The organism is Dietzia maris (assembly GCF_036287335.1).
GTDB lineage: Bacteria > Actinomycetota > Actinomycetes > Mycobacteriales > Mycobacteriaceae > Dietzia > Dietzia cinnamea.
Window position 1 is genome coordinate 1929018 of the sequence record NZ_CP143053.1, and the last position, 16686, is coordinate 1945703.

At 71.0% G+C, this 16686-nt stretch carries 18 protein-coding genes; 3 read left to right on the plus strand and 15 right to left on the minus strand.

The genetic code is table 11. From position 1 onward, the window contains the following. Positions 1-2: 2 nt before the first annotated feature. The 8 genes from VYL96_RS08870 to dxr all read right to left on the minus strand — a co-directional run bounded on the left by VYL96_RS08870 (position 3) and on the right by dxr (position 7867). Positions 3-1481: a flavin-containing monooxygenase gene (locus VYL96_RS08870; RefSeq protein ID WP_061227745.1), complete on the minus strand. Its 1479-nt coding sequence runs from the start codon at positions 1479-1481 to the stop codon at positions 3-5. Between the two features lie 75 nt (positions 1482-1556). Next, positions 1557-2432 carry a type I methionyl aminopeptidase gene (gene map / locus VYL96_RS08875; RefSeq protein ID WP_061227746.1) on the minus strand — a complete coding sequence of 292 codons (876 nt, stop codon included), beginning with the start codon at positions 2430-2432 and terminating at the stop codon, positions 1557-1559. Between the two features lie 64 nt (positions 2433-2496). After that, on the minus strand, positions 2497-2649 hold the full coding sequence (locus VYL96_RS08880) for a hypothetical protein (protein ID WP_156482527.1): 153 nt from the start codon (positions 2647-2649) through the stop codon (positions 2497-2499). After that, complete coding sequence (locus tag VYL96_RS08885) at positions 2649-2987, minus strand: hypothetical protein (RefSeq protein WP_061227801.1); 339 nt, start codon at positions 2985-2987, stop codon at positions 2649-2651. Before VYL96_RS08885 ends, VYL96_RS08880 begins: the two co-directional genes overlap by 1 nt. Positions 2988-3338: 351 nt before the next feature. After that, positions 3339-4193: a GNAT family N-acetyltransferase gene (locus VYL96_RS08890; RefSeq protein ID WP_061227747.1), complete on the minus strand. Its 855-nt coding sequence runs from the start codon at positions 4191-4193 to the stop codon at positions 3339-3341. Positions 4194-4196: 3 nt separating this feature from the next. Further along, on the minus strand, positions 4197-5345 hold the full coding sequence (gene ispG, locus VYL96_RS08895; protein WP_174521509.1) for a flavodoxin-dependent (E)-4-hydroxy-3-methylbut-2-enyl-diphosphate synthase: 1149 nt from the start codon (positions 5343-5345) through the stop codon (positions 4197-4199). Between the two features lie 134 nt (positions 5346-5479). Then, positions 5480-6700 (minus strand): M50 family metallopeptidase, encoded by a 1221-nt coding sequence (locus VYL96_RS08900; protein ID WP_256386794.1) that lies wholly within the window; start codon positions 6698-6700, stop codon positions 5480-5482. Positions 6701-6703: 3 nt separating this feature from the next. Then, on the minus strand, positions 6704-7867 hold the full coding sequence (gene dxr / locus VYL96_RS08905; protein WP_061227749.1) for a 1-deoxy-D-xylulose-5-phosphate reductoisomerase: 1164 nt from the start codon (positions 7865-7867) through the stop codon (positions 6704-6706). Between the two features lie 163 nt (positions 7868-8030). Here dxr and VYL96_RS08910 point away from each other — a divergent pair, with 163 nt between their 5' ends. Continuing rightward, positions 8031-8405: a DUF2631 domain-containing protein gene (locus VYL96_RS08910; protein ID WP_007626791.1), complete on the plus strand. Its 375-nt coding sequence runs from the start codon at positions 8031-8033 to the stop codon at positions 8403-8405. Between the two features lie 73 nt (positions 8406-8478). Here the strand turns inward: VYL96_RS08910 and rlmN are convergent, their stop codons facing one another. Next, positions 8479-9588, minus strand: coding sequence for a dual-specificity RNA methyltransferase RlmN (gene rlmN, locus VYL96_RS08915; protein WP_007626793.1), 1110 nt, complete (start codon positions 9586-9588; stop codon positions 8479-8481). 84 nt (positions 9589-9672) lie between these two features. Here rlmN and VYL96_RS08920 point away from each other — a divergent pair, with 84 nt between their 5' ends. Then, complete coding sequence (locus tag VYL96_RS08920; RefSeq protein ID WP_131885039.1) at positions 9673-10113, plus strand: LapA family protein; 441 nt, start codon at positions 9673-9675, stop codon at positions 10111-10113. Between the two features lie 73 nt (positions 10114-10186). On the opposite strand, the gene VYL96_RS08925 is transcribed toward VYL96_RS08920, so the two are convergent. From VYL96_RS08925 to rpsB, 5 genes are all read right to left on the minus strand, one after another. Beyond that, positions 10187-11065 carry a phosphatidate cytidylyltransferase gene (locus VYL96_RS08925; RefSeq protein WP_131885040.1) on the minus strand — a complete coding sequence of 293 codons (879 nt, stop codon included), beginning with the start codon at positions 11063-11065 and terminating at the stop codon, positions 10187-10189. 41 nt (positions 11066-11106) lie between these two features. Beyond that, positions 11107-11664, minus strand: coding sequence for a ribosome recycling factor (gene frr, locus VYL96_RS08930; protein ID WP_007626804.1), 558 nt, complete (start codon positions 11662-11664; stop codon positions 11107-11109). Positions 11665-11744: 80 nt separating this feature from the next. Beyond that, positions 11745-12470 (minus strand): UMP kinase, encoded by a 726-nt coding sequence (gene pyrH, locus VYL96_RS08935; protein WP_061227753.1) that lies wholly within the window; start codon positions 12468-12470, stop codon positions 11745-11747. A gap of 238 nt (positions 12471-12708) precedes the next feature. Next, entirely contained in the window at positions 12709-13533 is an 825-nt protein-coding gene (gene tsf / locus VYL96_RS08940; protein WP_061914382.1) for a translation elongation factor Ts, read from the minus strand. 208 nt (positions 13534-13741) lie between these two features. After that, a complete protein-coding gene (gene rpsB, locus VYL96_RS08945; protein WP_061227755.1) occupies positions 13742-14623 on the minus strand; it encodes a 30S ribosomal protein S2 in 882 nt (293 codons plus the stop codon). A gap of 416 nt (positions 14624-15039) precedes the next feature. Here rpsB and VYL96_RS08950 point away from each other — a divergent pair, with 416 nt between their 5' ends. Beyond that, positions 15040-15696 carry a murein hydrolase activator EnvC family protein gene (locus VYL96_RS08950; protein ID WP_061227756.1) on the plus strand — a complete coding sequence of 219 codons (657 nt, stop codon included), beginning with the start codon at positions 15040-15042 and terminating at the stop codon, positions 15694-15696. Between the two features lie 21 nt (positions 15697-15717). Here the strand turns inward: VYL96_RS08950 and VYL96_RS08955 are convergent, their stop codons facing one another. Next, the gene (locus VYL96_RS08955) at positions 15718-16677 is read right to left on the minus strand and encodes a tyrosine recombinase XerC (protein ID WP_061227804.1); all 960 of its coding nucleotides are present in this window, start codon (positions 16675-16677) and stop codon (positions 15718-15720) included. Between the last annotated feature and the right edge of the window lie 9 nt (positions 16678-16686).

The following is a 16686-nucleotide window of genomic DNA, read 5'->3' on the forward strand; positions in this document are numbered from 1 at the left end:
GGTCAGGTGAGGACGAAGTCCTCCGGATCCACGACGCGGACCTGCTCGCGATACCGGAACGTGAACGTCGGCCACTGCAGCGAGTTCCGGCCGCGCGAGTCGATGTACCAACTCGAGCACCCGCCCTGGTTCCACACCGTGTGGGCCAGCTCGCGGTCCATGCGATCGGCGTAGGCCCGCTCCACCTCGGCCCGCACCTGGATCGTCCCGCTCCCCGACCGCTCCGCCAGGTCGACCAGGCGCAGGACGTGCCCGGCCTGCGATTCCAGCATGTACACGATCGACGAGTGCCCCAGATTCGTGTTGGGTCCGTAGAGCAGGAACAGGTTGGGGAAACCGGCGACCGTGACTCCGTTGTGGGCACGCGGGCTGCCGTCCCAGTGCTCGGCGAGCGTGCGGCCGTCGGCTCCGGTGATCACCTTCGAGATCGGCGGCTCGGTCGGCTGGAACCCGGTGCCGAAGATGATCACGTCCGCCGGGTGCTCGGTCCCGTCGTCGGCGACCGGGCCCCGGGGCGTGACCGCGGACGCCGCTCCGGGGACGAGCGACACATCGGGGCGCGTCAGCGCGGGGAGCCAGTGGCTCGTGAGCAGGACGCGCTTGCAGCCGATCGAGAAGTCCGGGGTGAGCGCTCTGCGCACGCGGCGATCCCGCACCTTGAGGAAGAGGTAGAACCGCGCGAACCACTCGAAGAAGCGCAGCAGGAACTGCGCGCGGGTGAACACGACGACATACAGTTCGCGCCCCAGATAGATCCGGCCGCGGACGAGCTTCTGCAGGAGCGGCAGTCGCCGGTACAGCCTCTTCCGGCGTTCGGAGATCGGACGGTCGAGCCGGGGCAGGATCCACCCGGGGGTCCGCTGGAACACCGTCACGTGCTCGGCGGTCCCCGCGATCTCGGGGACGAACTGCACGGCGGAGGCCCCGGTGCCCACCACCGCGACCCTCTTGCCCTCGAGTGGGATGTCGTGTCGCCACCGGGCGGAGTGGAACACCTCCCCCTCGAACGAGTCGAGTCCCGGGAGACGGGGAACCGACGGTGCGGAGAGAGCGCCCGTCGCCGCCACGAGGTGACGCGCCCGCACCTGCCCGCGACTGGTGTCGACGACCCACGTCCCCTCGGTCGCGTCCCACTTCGCCGCGGTCACCTCACACGACGTGACGAGCCGCTCACGTAGGCCTATACGGTCGGCGACCGACACCAGGTAGGAGTGGATCTCGGGCTGGCGTCCGAACGAGTGCGACCACCCGGGGTGGGCGTGACGGGACAGCGAGTACAACGCCGTCGGCACATCGCAGGCGCAGCCCGGGTACGTGTTGTCGCGCCAGGTCCCGCCGACCTCGTCGGCGGCCTCGAGGACGAGGAAGTCGCGGCCCCGCCCCTCGCGCAGGAGACGGTCGGCCATGGCGATACCGCCGAAACCGGCGCCCACCACCAACAGGTCGATCTGGTCCACGGGTCCACGGGGCGAGTCGATCATGCTGGACAGTATGCACTGTCGTGTCCACGCTCGAGGCCGCATCGGGACGACCGTCCATATCCCGGTCCGGGCGGGTCAGGAGCCGGAGGGCAGGGTGAGGATCTCATAACCGTCCTCGGTCACGACGACCGTGTGCTCGAACTGAGCGGTCCACGCCTTGTCCGCGGTCGTCACGGTCCAGTCGTCGTCCCAGACCTCGAATCCCGGGCCGCCGAGGGAGATCATCGGCTCGACGGTCAGCGTCATGCCCGGCTCGAGCACCTCGGTCCTCGACGGGTCGTCGTAGTGCAGGACGACCAGACCGTTGTGGAAGGTCGGCCCGACGCCGTGACCCGTGAACTCACGGACCACCGTGTAGTCGAACCTCCGGGCGTAGGACTCGATGACGCGACCGATGACGTTGACCTCGCGTCCGGGGCGGATGGCCTTGATCCCGCGGTTCATCGCCTCCTCGGTCCGCTCGACCAGCAGTCGCACCTCGTCGCTGACCTCGCCGGCGAGGAACGTCGCGTTCGTGTCGCCGTGCACGCCCTGGATATAGGCCGTCACGTCCACGTTCACGATGTCTCCGTCCCGGATCACCGTGGTGTCCGGGATGCCGTGGCAGATGACCTCGTTGAGCGAGACGCAGCACGACTTGGGGAACGCCTTGTACCCCAGCGTCGACGGATAGGCCCCGTGGTCACACAGGTACTCGTGGACGACCCGGTCGATCTCGTCCGTGGTCACGCCCGGCGCGACGGCCTCGCCGGCGGCGACGAGCGCGTCCGCCGCGATCCTGCTGGCCACGCGCATCGCGTCGATCACCTCGGGCGGCTGCACCCACGCCTCGCCGTTGGCCTCGTCGACGCGGTCGCGCCACACGTACTCCGGACGCGGGATCGAGTCGGGCACCGTCCGTATCGGGGTGGGATCACCGGGGACGAGGGGATGGCGGGTGGAGGTGGTCATACCACCAGGATAGGCCGCGTCGAGCCGACCGGCCCCGCCGGTGCTCACGGGCGGGGGCGGCGGGTCACCAGATGACGAAACAGATCGAGGCGATGATCACCATGGCCCCGAAGAGGCACATGGTGAGCACGTCGCCGCCCGGGGACCGGCCGGTCTCGTCGGGCTCCACCCGGTCGTCCTGCTCGGCCCCGGTGTCGGGGTTCTGTCGCGGATCCATCACATCACCCCCAACCGGCTCAACTCGGAGACCATGGCCACGCCGAGGATGACGAACACGACGCCCATGAAGGCGGTGTAGGTCCAGCGCCGGGCGTGGTCGGACGCCCAGAAACGCCGCACGCTCACCACTCCGTTGACCACGGCGATGACGCACAGCGCGATGCCGACCGGGGCCGCCACCCACCCGGACAAGCTGAGCAGCGGCACGAGGATCGGGATCGCGAGGTACGTGATGAGGCAGCGCACGGCGGACACGAGAACGGAGATCCGGAACGCCCGGTGCGCGCCCGAGCCGGCCTTCCTGTCGATCTCGTGGATACCGAGGAGGCGTCGCATGACCCGGTCGGCTCCACGCTGCGACCGGAAACCCGGATCGGTCACGGCACCGCCGACCGGCGCCCCGGTGACGGGCGCAGTCGTGACGGGCGCAGTGGTGGCGGGCGCAGTGGTGACGGGCCCAGTGGCTGGGGCGGGAACGCTCACGCGGCCCTCCCCCGCGAGGCGCCGTGTCCGGTGATCACCGTCGCTGTCCTGTCCATCGCCGTCCTACCCTCCGTGCGATTCGAGAAATCCGAGCTCACGATCCGACTTCCGGTCCACTGTCCCACAGCGCCCGACCCGGGCCGAAGCCGCGGTGGCCGCGGTACCCCGCTCGGGGTCGGGCCCGCGCGGCGGCGGCCGTGCCGATCACAGCAGGACCGTCGCGTAGTCGACGGCGTCGGTCATGCCGACGCGGCGGTAGGCGGCGCGGGCGGCGACATTGGACCCGTTCACCACGAGCGACGGCGTGAGCCCGTGGGACCGGAGCGCCGCGCACACCGCGGCCGTCCCCCCCGATCCGAGACCGGCGCCCCGCTTGTCCCGGTGGACCCATATGCCCTGGATCTGCGCGACCCGCGGGGCGAGAGCGGCGATGTCGGCCTTGAAGACCACCTCGCCCCGGTCGAGCCCGATCCAGGTCCGTCCCCGCGCCAACGAGCGGGCGACGCGACGACGGAAGGGGATCCCCGCTCCCACGGCGAACGGGTCGGCGCGCAGCTCCTCGCGATACATGGCCGCGGCGGCCGCCAGAACCGGCTCGAACTCCTCCAGGGTGGCCGGACGGATCCCGTCGGGAATCATGGCGGGATCCACCGGGCGCTCCAGCGTCATGAGGTACTGCTGGTCCCGGTACTCCCTGGCCTCCCCCCAGGCGTCACGGAGGGCCGGCCACAGGGAGGCCACCTGCTCCCGCCGACCGTGGACGGACATGGGACCGAGCCCGAGGCCGGCGACCGCGCGGCCGAGCGCGCGGTGATCGGCGTCGTCACCGCGCAGCGGCAGCACGGAGCTGCCGACGAAGACCAGCGACCGCGCGGGACCGCCGAGGGTGAGGAACCGCCCGTCCGCACCGGCCACCACGCCCGACGTCGCGAACTTCTCCGCGGCGGGCGCCGCGACCAGCGGATCGGACGCCAGCACATCGGACACGGCCCGGGACTCGCCCGGGCCGACCTCCCGGCACCCACCGATCCCGGTGTCCGGCGCAGCCGTGTCGGTCACGGCCTATCGCGTGACCTTGACCTGGGGGCCCTGGCCCTCGGCGGCCTCCCCCACCGTCTCGCCCATCTCGTCGGCGATCCGCATGGCCTCCTCGATGAGGGTCTCCACGATCGCCGCCTCCGGCACCGTCTTGATGACCTCGCCCCTGACGAAGATCTGCCCCTTGCCGTTACCCGAGGCGACACCCAGATCGGCGTCACGCGCCTCGCCCGGTCCGTTGACCACGCAACCCATCACGGCCACGCGCAGCGGAACGCTCATCCCCTCGAGGCCGGCGGTGACCTCCTCGGCGAGCTTGTACACGTCGACCTGCGCGCGACCGCAGGACGGGCACGAGACGATCTCCAGCTTCCGCGGTCGCAGGTTGAGCGACTGCAGGATCTGCGCGCCGACCTTGATCTCCTCGGCCGGCGGGGCCGAGAGGGAGACACGGATCGTGTCGCCGATGCCCTCGGCCAACAGCGCGCCGAACGCGACGGCGGACTTGATGGTGCCCTGGAACGCAGGGCCCGCCTCCGTCACGCCGAGGTGCAGCGGGTAGTCGGTCTGGGCGGCGAGCTGTCGGTACGCCTCGACCATGATCACCGGGTCGTTGTGCTTGACCGAGATCTTGATGTCACCGAACCCGTGCTCCTCGAACAGGGACGCCTCCCATACGGCGGACTCCACGAGCGCCTCGGGCGTGGCCTTGCCGTACTTGGCCAGCAGCCGCGGGTCCAGCGAGCCCGCGTTGACGCCGATACGGATCGGGATGCCCGCGTCACCGGCCGCCTTGGCGACCTCCTTGACGCGCCCGTCGAACTCCTTGATGTTGCCCGGGTTGACGCGCACCGCCGCACACCCGGCGTCGATCGCCGCGAAGATGTACTTGGGCTGGAAGTGGATGTCGGCGATCACCGGGATCGGCGACTTGCGGGCGATCGTCGACAGCGCGTCGGCGTCCTCCTGTCGCGGGCAGGCCACGCGCACGATGTCGCAGCCGGACGCCGTGAGCTCGGCGATCTGCTGCAGCGTCGAGTTGATGTCGTGCGTCTTGGTGTTGGTCATGGACTGGACCGAAACCGGGTGATCACTGCCCACGCCGACCGGGCCGACGTACAGCTGCCGGGTTCTGCGCCGCGGCGCCAGCACCGGCGGCGGTGCGTCGGGCATACCCAGTCCGACCGGGATCGAGGATGAGTCGTTCACAACAGGCCTTCCGTAGGGGCTGCGGGCCGGGTGCCCACGAGTCCCGACCGCCATTATCCGGGTAACCGGCGACGGGGGCGAGGTGGGTGTGGGTCGGCTCAGCCCGGCAGCAGGATCGGGTTGACGAAGTCGGCGGTGATGACGATCGCGGACACGCCGATCAGCAGGACGAACACCGCCATCGTCAGCGGCGCCAGCTTCTCGTAGTCGGCCGGGCCGCCGGGGGCCAGACCGCGCAGCCTCCGCACCGCGTCGCGGATCTTCTCGTAGAACACCACCGCGATGTGGCCGCCGTCGAACGGCGTCAACGGCACGAGATTGAACGCGCCGAGGAAGAGATTGAGCCCGGCCAGGAAGAGCAGGAACAGACTCCACAGCCCCTGCTCGACCGCCTGTCCGCCGATGTAGCTGGCTCCGACCACTGACACCGGCGAGTCCTCGGCCCGCTCCGCACCGAAGATCGACGCCGCGACGGCCGGGATCTTCGCCGGGAACGAGATCAGCCCCTCGACGGTCGCCTCCACCATCTCGCCGGTGAAGACGAAGGTCGCGGGCACCGCGGAGAGCGCGTCATAGGTGTTGACGGTCTGATACGCGGGGTCATCGAGGATCTCCTGCGGGATCCCGTCCTCCGAAAGCCGGACACCGAGCGCTCCCCGCTCCTGACCGTCGACGGTCGACGAGGTCAACCTCGTCGTCGTCGTCACCTCCTCCCCGTCCCGCTCCAACGCCACCGGCACGGTCTCGCCGGGGCGCGCCGACACCACCTCCGACAGGTCGGCCCAGCTCACCACGGGGACCCCGTCGACGGCGGTGATCCGGTCGCCCGGGAGGATCCCCGCCTCACCGGCGGGGCCCACGCCGATGCCACAGTCGTCCGCACCCGCGCACGTGTCACCGACCACCGCGGCGACCCGGTCGGTCGGGATCGGTTGGACGTCCCGGTTGGCCAGCCCCCACCCCAGGGCGACCGTGTAGAAGAGGGCGATCGCCAGCACGATGTTCATGAACGGCCCCGCCAGCAGCACCGCGACGCGCTTCCACCACGCCTGACGCCACATGGCCTTCGGCTCGTCCTCCGGCGGCAACCGGTCGTACGCGGTCATCCCCGCGATGTCGCAGAAGCCCCCCAGCGGGATCGCCTTGAGCCCGTACTCGATCCCGCCCCGCCGCACCGACCACAGGGTCGGGCCGAAGCCCACGAAGAACCGGCGCACCTTCATCCCCGACCACAGGGCCACCCTCATGTGCCCGTATTCGTGGAGCACGATCGACACCATGATCCCCAGCGCGAACAGGACGATCCCGACGATCAGCACGACTCAGCCCTCCAGGCCCGTGACGATGGCCGCGGCGTGCCGCCGCGCCCAGGACTCCGCCGCCGCGACGTCGTCGGGATCCCGCGGATCAGACGACCACTCGTCCGCGGCGCCGACGGTCTCCGCCACCACGTCCACGATGTCCGTGAACCGGATCCGACCGTCGAGGAACGCCGGCGCGGCCTCCTCGTTGGCCGCGTTGAACACCGCCGTGCGCAGGCCACCCGACTCGCCGGCCGCGCGGGCCACCTCGATAGCGGGGAAGGTCCCGGTGTCGACCGGCTCGAACGTCCACGTGTGCGCGCGGGTGAAATCCAGCGGCGTCGACGCACCCGGGACGCGGTCGGGCCAGCCCAGGGCCAGCGCGATCGGGAGCTTCATCGACGGCGGCGACGCCTTGGCCACCGTCGCGCCGTCGACGAAGGTCACGGCCGAGTGCACCACCGACTGCGGGTGGACCGTGACGTCGATCCGGTCGTAGGGCACCCCGAACAGCAGGTGCGCCTCGATGAGCTCGAGAGACTTGTTGACCAGCGTCGCCGAGTTGAGCGTGATCATCCGGCCCATCGCCCACGTGGGGTGGCGCAGGGCCTCCTCGGCCGTGACGTCGGCCAGCTCCGCGCGCGTCCGACCGCGGAACGGGCCACCGGACGCGGTGAGGACCAGCGAGGCCACCTCGTCGCTCGCGCCCGCACGCAGGCACTGCGCCATCGCGGAATGCTCCGAGTCCACCGGGATCAACTGCCCCGGCGCGGCCGCCCCCGTGACGAGCGCGCCCCCGGCGACGAGCGACTCCTTGTTGGCCAGAGCGAGCCGGGCGCCCGAGCGCAGGGCGGCGAGGGTCGGCCCCAGTCCCCTCGACCCGTCGATGCCGTTGAGCACCACGTCCGACTCGACCGCGTCCACCAGTCGCGTCGCCGCGGACGGGCCGGACAGGACCGTCACGTCCGGGAACGCCGAGCCGATTCGCCCTGCCGCGGTCGGGTCCGACACCGCGACGAAGCGCGCACCGGTCGTGCGGATCTGCTCCGCGAGGAGATCGACGCGGCCACCACCGGCGGCCAGACCGACCACCTCGAAGCGGTCGGCGCCGGCCTGCGAGGTCACCTCGAGTGCCTGGGTCCCGATCGAGCCGGTACTGCCGAGGACGAGAACGCGCGTGGTCACCCCGCCATTGTCCACGCCGACGGCCGTGTGTGCCGCATCGGACGACCCCCTCGGGGCCTCCCGCGGCGGGTTAGGCGTCGACCTGAGAACGCGGTGTGACAAACTGGGCACGATGTCGGCGGCCCGCAGGGCTGCCAGCGAGCCGTGAGGAGAACCGGGGAGCATGAGCGCTGACGGACACCACACCAGCAGGGAGATCGTCGTCAACGGGATCAGTTCCGTGGACGAGCCCTCGGTCGCCTGGGGCTGGCACAAGCACAGCAGGATGGTCGGCGTCGCCGTGGGCGGGTTCTTCGTCCTGTTCCTCCTGGCGATGCTCTTCGGGAACCACATCGGCCGGGTCGAGAACATCTGGCTGGTGAGCATCGCCGCGTTCCTGGCCATCTGGATGGTCATCTCGCTGCGTCCCAAGAAGGACGACACCCTCAAGAAGAGCCGGATCCACGAGGTCTCCGCTCACCACTACGCCGCGGCCAGCGCTGTCGCGACCGGTGAGGCAGCCCGGAACCCTGAGGGCGTCGCTCCCGCCAAGCACTGACGACGGGCGGACCATGACGAAGGGCCGCCATCGCTCCCCGGAGCGGTGGCGGCCCTTCTCGTCGGTGAGGCGATCAGCCCTCGGCCGCCAGCTGGCCGCACGCGGCGTCGATGTCCGACCCGCGGGTGTCGCGGACGGTGCAGGAGACGCCGGCAGCGCGCACGGCCGCGACGAAGGCGTCCTGCTGGTGGCGGGGGCTGGCGTCCCATTCGCTCCCCGGGGTCGGGTTGAGCGGGATGAGATTGACGTGCGCCATGGGTCCGAGCCGCTGCGCGAGCAGCCGACCGAGCATCTCCCCACGCCAGACCTGGTCGTTCACATCGCGGATCAGCGCGTACTCGATGGACACGCGCCGGCCCGTGGCGTCGGCGTAGTGGCGGGCGGCGTCCATCACCTCGGTCACCGGCCACCGGTTGTTCACCGGCACCAGGGTGTCGCGGAGCTCGTCGTCGGGGGTGTGCAGCGACACGGCGAGGGTGACCTGGAGTCCTTCCTCGGCGAGCTTGTGGATGGCGGGGACGACCCCGACCGTCGACACGGTCACCGACCGCTGCGAGAGCCCGAAACCGGACGGCGGGGGCGAGATGATCCCGCGGACCGCGGCGAGGACGCGCTTGTAGTTGGCCAGCGGCTCACCCATCCCCATGAACACCACGTTCGACAGGCGCCCCGGTCCCCCCGGGATCTCGCCGTCCCGCAGCGCCCGCGCCGCCACGCGGACCTGCTCGAGGATCTCCGCCGTCGACAGATTCCGCTGGAGGCCGCCCTGACCCGTCGCGCAGAACGGGCACGCCATGCCACAGCCGGCCTGGCTCGAGATGCACACCGTCGCCCGATCCGGGTAGCGCATGAGCACGCTCTCCACCAGCGAGCCGTCGTGCAGCTTCCACAGCGTCTTGCGGGTGGTGCCCTCGTCCGCGGAGACGTGACGCAGCGACGTGGTGAGCGGCGGGAAGAGTTCCTGCCCCACCCGGTCACGCAGATCGGCCGGGAGGTCGGTCATCTCGCGCGGGTCCGCCTCGAGCCGCCCGAAGTACTGGTTCGCCAGCTGCTTCCCGCGGAACGAGGGAACCCCGAGGTCACCCATCGCCACCGCTCGGCCGTCGGAGTCGAGGTCGGCGAAGTGGCGCGGGGGCAGCCCGCGTCGGGGGGCGTCAAAGACGAGGGGAAGAGGATCAGCCATGATTCGGCCATTCTGTCAGAAACGAACGCGCAGGACACACCGCCAACGGTGCCGCCCGGGGAGATGAGCACATACAGTTCTGCTATGGCCACACGATCACACGATCCCGTCGACCCTGATCATCCGGGCGCAGGCGACGCGTCGGGCGCGATACCCGCCGGGCGATCCGATGCCGGCGACTCGGCGCCGGCCCCCCTGGACGGGGCGACCGACAGTCCACGACCGGGCCGGGCAAGCGGGGATGACGTCTACCCCGACACCGCCGGCGGCCTCCTGGGATCGGCATGGGTCGGTCTCGTCCTGGGCGCACTGGTGACGGTCCTGCTGCTGATCTTCATCGCGCAGAACACGACCTCGACCGACGTCCGCTACCTCGGGTGGGAGTTCAGTCTCCCACTGGGGGTGCTGATCCTCCTGGCGGCGATCGCCGGGGCGCTCATCATGGCACTGTTCGCCGGATTCCGGATCCTCCAGCTGCGGATGCGCGCGCGCAAGGCCCGCAAGCTCTCGGCCCGCGCGCACTGACCACGTCGGGCCGGCGGCTCCCCACGCCGTCGGCCCGGGCGGTCCCGCGGCCGGCCCATACGGGCCCGGCCGCTCAGGTGGGCACGACGTAGGTGAAGACGACCCAGACGACGACGGCGGTGGGCAGCACGGAGTCGAGGCGGTCCATGAAACCGCCGTGGCCCGGCAGCATCGTCCCCATGTCCTTAATGCCGAGGTCCCGCTTGACCTGCGATTCGACGAGGTCGCCCAGCGTCGCGGTGAACACGGTGAGGACGCCGAGCAGGATCCCCTTCCAGACGCTGTCGTCGAACATCGTCGCCACGACGGTGGCGCCGCCGACCGTGGCGAACAGCAGCGACCCCGCGAAACCCTCCCAGGACTTCTTCGGGCTGATCGCCGGGACCATCGGGTGTCTGCCGAACAGCACCCCTGCGACGTAGCCACCGACGTCCGAGCACACGACCAGCAGGATGAGCGCCACGACCCGCTGCGCCCCGAACTCTCCGTCGGACAGCATGGCGCCCAGCGAGCCCGGGACGGCGATCCACACCAGGACGAACACCGCGACCGAGGCGTCCCGCATGTAGTTCTTCGGCGCGGTGGTCAACCCGCCCATGAGCAGTCGCCACACCAGCACCACGACGGTGGTCACGGCGAACGCGGCGAAGGCGCCCTCCGCCCCGCTGAGGAAACCCGCCCACACCGTCGCCTGGCCGCCCAGCAGGAGCGGGATCAGCGGGAGCCGGAACCGCGCCTGGCGCAGACGCTTGAACACCTCCCAGGTGCCGATCGCGACTGCTCCCGCGGCGACGATGTACCAGGCGCGGGGGGTGAAGGCGATGCTCGCGATCACGAGCGCGCCGAGGCCGACCCCGACGGGAATGGCTCGGGTCAGGTCCCGGCCAGCGCGCGACGGAGGTGCGGCGGCCGCGGCGGTGGGCCCGGGCGGTCCGGGGGGAGCGGTGTCCACGGCGTACTCCTCGACTGTGAAGGGCGGATCGGGGTGGGAGGTCAGACCTCCATCAACTCGCCTTCCTTGACCTTGACCAGGTCGTCGACATCGGCGACGTAGCGCTGGGTGAGCTTGTCGAGCTCCTTCTCGGCGGCGGTGACCTCGTCCTCGCCGGCCTCGCCGTCCTTCTGGATGCGCTTGAGCTCGTCCATCGCCTTGCGACGGACGCCGCGGACCGCGATCCGGCCGTCCTCGGCCTTGGCCTTGGCCTGCTTGACCAGGTCACGACGCCGCTCCTCGGTGAGCTGCGGCACCGTCACGCGCAGGACCTGCCCGTCGTTGGTCGGGTTGACGCCGAGGTCCGAGTTGCGGATCGCGTTCTCGATGGGGCCGATCTGCGACATCTCGTACGGCTTGATGATCAGCATCCGCGGCTCGGGGACGGTGATGCTGGACATCTGGGTGATCGGGGTGAGCGTCCCGTAGTACTCACAGAGCACACGGTTGAACATGCCCGGGTTGGCTCGGCCGGTGCGGATGGAGGCGAGCTCGTCACGGACGTGCTCGAGTGCCCTCTCCATCTTCTCCTCGGCCTCGAGCAGAGTGTCGTCGATCATGTGCGTCTCTTTTCGTTCTCGTCGGTGGCTGTGGTCCGGTGGCGGGCGGGTCGGTCCGGGCTGCTCCGGTCAGAGCTGCTTCAGTCAGAGCTGCTGACCAGGGTCCCGATCTGCTCACCGGCCACTGCACGAGCGATGTTGCCCTCAGTGAGGAGGTTGAAGACCAGGATGGGCATGTTGTTGTCCATACAGAGGCTGAACGCTGTGGCGTCGGCCACCTTCAATCCGCGTTCGAGGCACTCGCGGTGCTCGATGCGGGTGAAAAGCTCGGCGCGGGGGTTCGTGCGCGGGTCGTCCGAGTACACCCCGTCGACGGCCTTGGCCATGAGCAGCACGTCGGCCTTGATCTCCAACGCGCGTTGCGCCGCGGTGGTGTCGGTCGAGAAGTAGGGCATGCCCATGCCGGCGCCGAAGATCACGACACGCCCCTTCTCCAGGTGCCGCTCGGCGCGCAGCGGGATGTACGGCTCCGCGACCTGCCCCATGTGGATGGCGGTCTGGACGCGCGTGGAGACGCCCTCCTGCTCGAGGAAGTCCTGAAGGGCGAGGCAGTTCATCACGGTGCCCAGCATCCCCATATAGTCGCTGCGGGCGCGGTCCAGGCCGCGTTGCTGCAGCTGGGCGCCGCGGAAGAAGTTGCCTCCCCCGATCACGATTGCGATCTGCGCCCCCGTGCGGGACACCTCGGCGATCTGACGGGCGACCGACTGGACCACATCCGGGTCGATACCCACGCCGCCGCCGCCGAACATCTCGCCGCCCAGCTTGAGCATCACTCGCCTGTAGCCGTCCCGCGGGTCGGTCATCGTTCTCCTCGTCCCGGGCGGATCGAGCCCGTATCGCGCGTCAACGCCCCCGACGGGGTCTCGTCGGGGTGGCGTGCGGCCCATGGTGGGACCGCGTTCATTCTGCCCTATCGCCCCTGCCTCCACACCGCAGCCCGCCGGGCGTGGGGACACCCGGGCCGACAGACGCCGACGGCGGCACCCGGGGATTCCGGGTGCCGCCGTCGCGTGGGACCCGTCGTGACGGGTCAGGGCCGCATCAGGCCTGGCCGACCTCGAAGCGCAGGAAGGCCGAGACCGTCGCGCCGGCCTCGTCGAGCAGGGCGCCGACAGTCTTCTTGCTGTCGGTGACCGACGGCTGGTCGAGGAGGCAGACGTCCTTGAAGAAGCCGTTGAGGCGTCCCTCGACGATCTTCGGGAGGGCCTGCTCCGGCTTGCCCTCCTCGCGGGCGGTGGCCTCGGCGATCTCGCGCTCCTTGGCGACGATGTCGGCGGGGACCTCGTCGCGGGAGACGTACTGGGCCTTGAGCGCGGCGATCTGCATCGCGGCGGCGCGCGCGGCGGACTCCGCGGCCTCGCCCTCACCCGAGTAGGCGACCATGACGCCGACGGCGGGCGGCAGGTCGGAGGAGCGCTTGTGCAGGTAGACGGCGACCGGGCCGTCGAGCTTGCCCACGCGGCGCAGGACCAGCTTCTCGCCGGACTTGGCGGAGAACGACACGACGGCGTCGGCGACGGTGGCACCGTCGAGCTCGGCGGCGTTGAGGGCGTCGAGGTCCGAGATGCCCTGCGAGGCGGCCACGTCGACGATCTTGTCGGCGAGCGCGATGAACTCGGCGCTCTTGGCGACGAAGTCGGTCTCGGAGTTGAGCTCGATCATGACGCCGTCCTTGATGGCGACCAGGCCCTCGGCCGTGGTGCGCTCGGCGCGCTTGCCCACGTCCTTCGCGCCCTTGATGCGCAGGACCTCGACGGCCTTGTCGAAGTCGCCGTCGGTCTCCTCCAGGGCCTTCTTGCAGTCCATCATCCCGGAGCCGGTGAGCTCACGCAGACGCTTGACGTCGGCAGCGGTGTAGTTCGCCATTGTGGGGCGACCCTCCTTAAAGGGGTTCGTGATCTGTCGGGAAAGGTGTTGAAGAGTCGGTCGGCGGGCGAGATCGTCTCCACCCTAGACGTCGGGGCGTCCGGGGACGGCTGCCCACCGCTTCCGACACCTCGGGCCCGGCCCCCGGAAGATCCCCTGGGGGATCGTGGGCGGCCGGGCCCGATGGCGCTCGAGCTGGTGGTACTGATCAGGCCTCGGTGGCCGGGGCCTCGGTGGGGACCTCGGCCGCGGGGGCCTCGGCGGCCGGCGAGTCGGTGCCCGTGACGTCCGCGGCGGGCGCCTCGGCGCCCTCGCTGGTGGCGCCACCGGTGACCTGGTCGAGCTGCTCGGTCTCCCACTCGGCGAGCGGCTCGGCCTCCTCGCCGGTGGCCTTACCGGCCTGCGAGCGGGCCTTGAGGCCCTCGGCGACGGCGGAGGCGATGACGCGGGTCAGCACGGTGACCGAACGGATGGCGTCGTCGTTCGCCGGGATCGGGTAATCGACGACATCCGGGTCACAGTTGGTGTCGAGCAGCGCGACGACCGGGATGCCCAGCTTGCGGGCCTCGCCGACGGCGATGTGCTCCTTGTTGGTGTCGACGACCCACACCACGGAGGGGACCTTGCTCATGTCACGCATACCGCCGAGCGTGCGCTCGAGCTTGTTCTTCTCGCGCGTGAGCATGAGGATCTCCTTCTTGGTGCGACCCTCGAATCCACCCGTCTGCTCCATCGACTCGAGCTCCTTGAGCCGCAGGAGCCGCTGGTGCACGGTCTGGAAGTTGGTGAGCATGCCACCCAGCCAACGCTGGTTGACGTACGGCATCCCGACCTTGGCGGCCTCCTCGGCGATGGCCTCCTGGGCCTGCTTCTTGGTGCCGACGAACAGGACGGTGCCGCCGTGGGCGACGGTCTCCTTGACGAACTCGTACGCCTGGTCGATGTACGTCAGGGTCTGCTGCAGATCGATGATGTAGATGCCGTTGCGGTCGGTGAAGATGAACCGACGCATCTTCGGGTTCCAGCGGCGGGTCTGGTGGCCGAAGTGGGCGCCTGCGTCGAGCAGCTGCTTCATGGAGATGACTGCCATGATGGGTTGAGGGCTCGTCCGGCTTGAAAGCAGCCGGACCGCGAGGCCCTCGTCCTCGCTTTCTGGTACGTATCGGGTTGTGCCCACTCGCCGGGCGGCGGCGGGCCCTGGTGTCCGCGCCGGGCCGGACCCCCTGTATACGGGGGCACCTGCTGGTCCGACGTCCGGGAAGGCCGGGGCTCTTCTGCAGCCCCGGGGCCCGGATGCGGCGCCGTTGACCGGGTCGCCGCAGGACACGCGAAGTCGATCGACGAGAGTCGACCGCACGGGAGAGCATATCCCCTCGGCCCCGCACAGCCAAGGCGGGCCTCTCGCCACCGGTCGCCTGACCCTGGGGATGGTCGTCCACCCTGTCCACAACCGGCGCGCCGCCCCTGGCGGTGGGCGGGCCGGTGCGGTGCACTCGTGGCGTGGCGATGATCAGGTCCCGCGGACGGGGTGGACGCGACGGGGCGCCCGCCGGCGTCGTGACCGCGGCGCTCGTCGTCGTCCTCGTCGTCGTGCCCCTCGCCTCCGCCGCTCCGCCCGCCTCCGTGCCGCCCGCCTCGGGGCCTTCCGCCTCGGTGCCCTCCGCCTCGGTGACGTCCGCGGGCGCCGTGTCGGTCGGTCCACGTCCGGCGATGGTCGGCCCCGTGCCGGGCCCGCTGTCGGTGGTCACCCCGTTCGACCCTCCGGCGCGGCGGTGGTTACCCGGCCACCGCGGGGTCGACCTGGCCGCGGAGCCGTACTCACCCGTCCTCTCCCCCGCCGACGGGACGGTGTCCTTCGCAGGCGCCGTGGCCGGGCGGCCGGTGGTGTCGATCGACCACGGCGGCGGGCTGCGCACGACGTACGAACCGGTCGCCGCCGAGGTGAGCGCCGGGGACGTCGTCGCCGCGGGTGCGCGGATCGGCCGACTCCTCGCCGGCCACCCCGGGTGTCCGGTGGTGGCGTGTCTGCACTGGGGCGCGCGGGTGGCCTCGGGAGGCCCGTCCGGTGACGACGACGACTACGTCGATCCGCTCGCGCTGTTGGCCGCCACCCACCGTCCGATACGTCTCAAGCCCACACTGCCCGGCGACGGCGTCGGCTGAGAAGCGGCGGCGGCGACCCGATCAGGCGCGGGGATGGGCTCCGCGGTAGGCGGCGCGGAGGCGCTCGGCCGAGACGTGCGTGTAGATCTGGGTGGTCGCCGGCGTGGAGTGCCCGAGCAGCTCCTGGACGTGTCGCAGGTCCGCGCCGCCCTCGAGCAGGTGCGTGGCCGAACTGTGGCGCAGCGCGTGGGGCGAGACGCGGGGCGCGCCCGGCGTGGCCTCGCTGACCTCGTTGACGATCCTGCGGGCCGCCCGAGGGTCCAGGCGTCCGCCGCGGGCACCCAGAAGGAGGGCCGGCCCCGAGCGGGCGTTCGTCAGGGCCGGTCGGCCGGTGTCGAGCCAGGCGCGCAGTGCCCGGTCGGCGGGCGCCCCGTACGGGACGGCACGCTCGCGGTCGCCCTTGCCGATCACGCGGAGGAGTCGCCGTTCCGCGTCGACGTCGTCGACGTCGAGGCCGCACAGTTCGGCCACCCGGATGCCGCACGAGTACAGCAGCTCCACCACGAGGCGGTCGCGGACGGCGAGGGGGTCGCCCTCGGCCGCGCCGAGTTCGCTCGTCCGGATGGTCTCGCCCGCCTGGGCGGCGTCGAGGACCTCGGGCAGGTGCCGTCGGGCGCGCGGAGCCTCCAGTCTGGCCGCGACGTCGGTCGGGAGCAGCCCGGTGCGCGCCGCCCACGTGCTGAACGAGCGCGCCGCCGCGACCCGGCGTGCGACGGTCGACCGCGCGGCTCCGGCGGCCACCTGGGCGGCGAGCCAGCCCCGCAGGGCGGGCAGGGTCAGCGCGGCTCCGAGCTCCGGGCCGGTGGTGGGCCCGCCGTCGCCCGCCGCGAGGTGGCCGAGCAGTCCGCGGACGTCCGATCGATAGGACCGGGCGGTCGCCTCGGAGCGAGACCTGCCGGTGAGGAGGTGCGCGACGTAGTCGTCGAGCACCTCCTCGAGGTGAACGGACAGCGATTCCCCATCGTCCTCACGAGTGCGCATCCGTCCCAT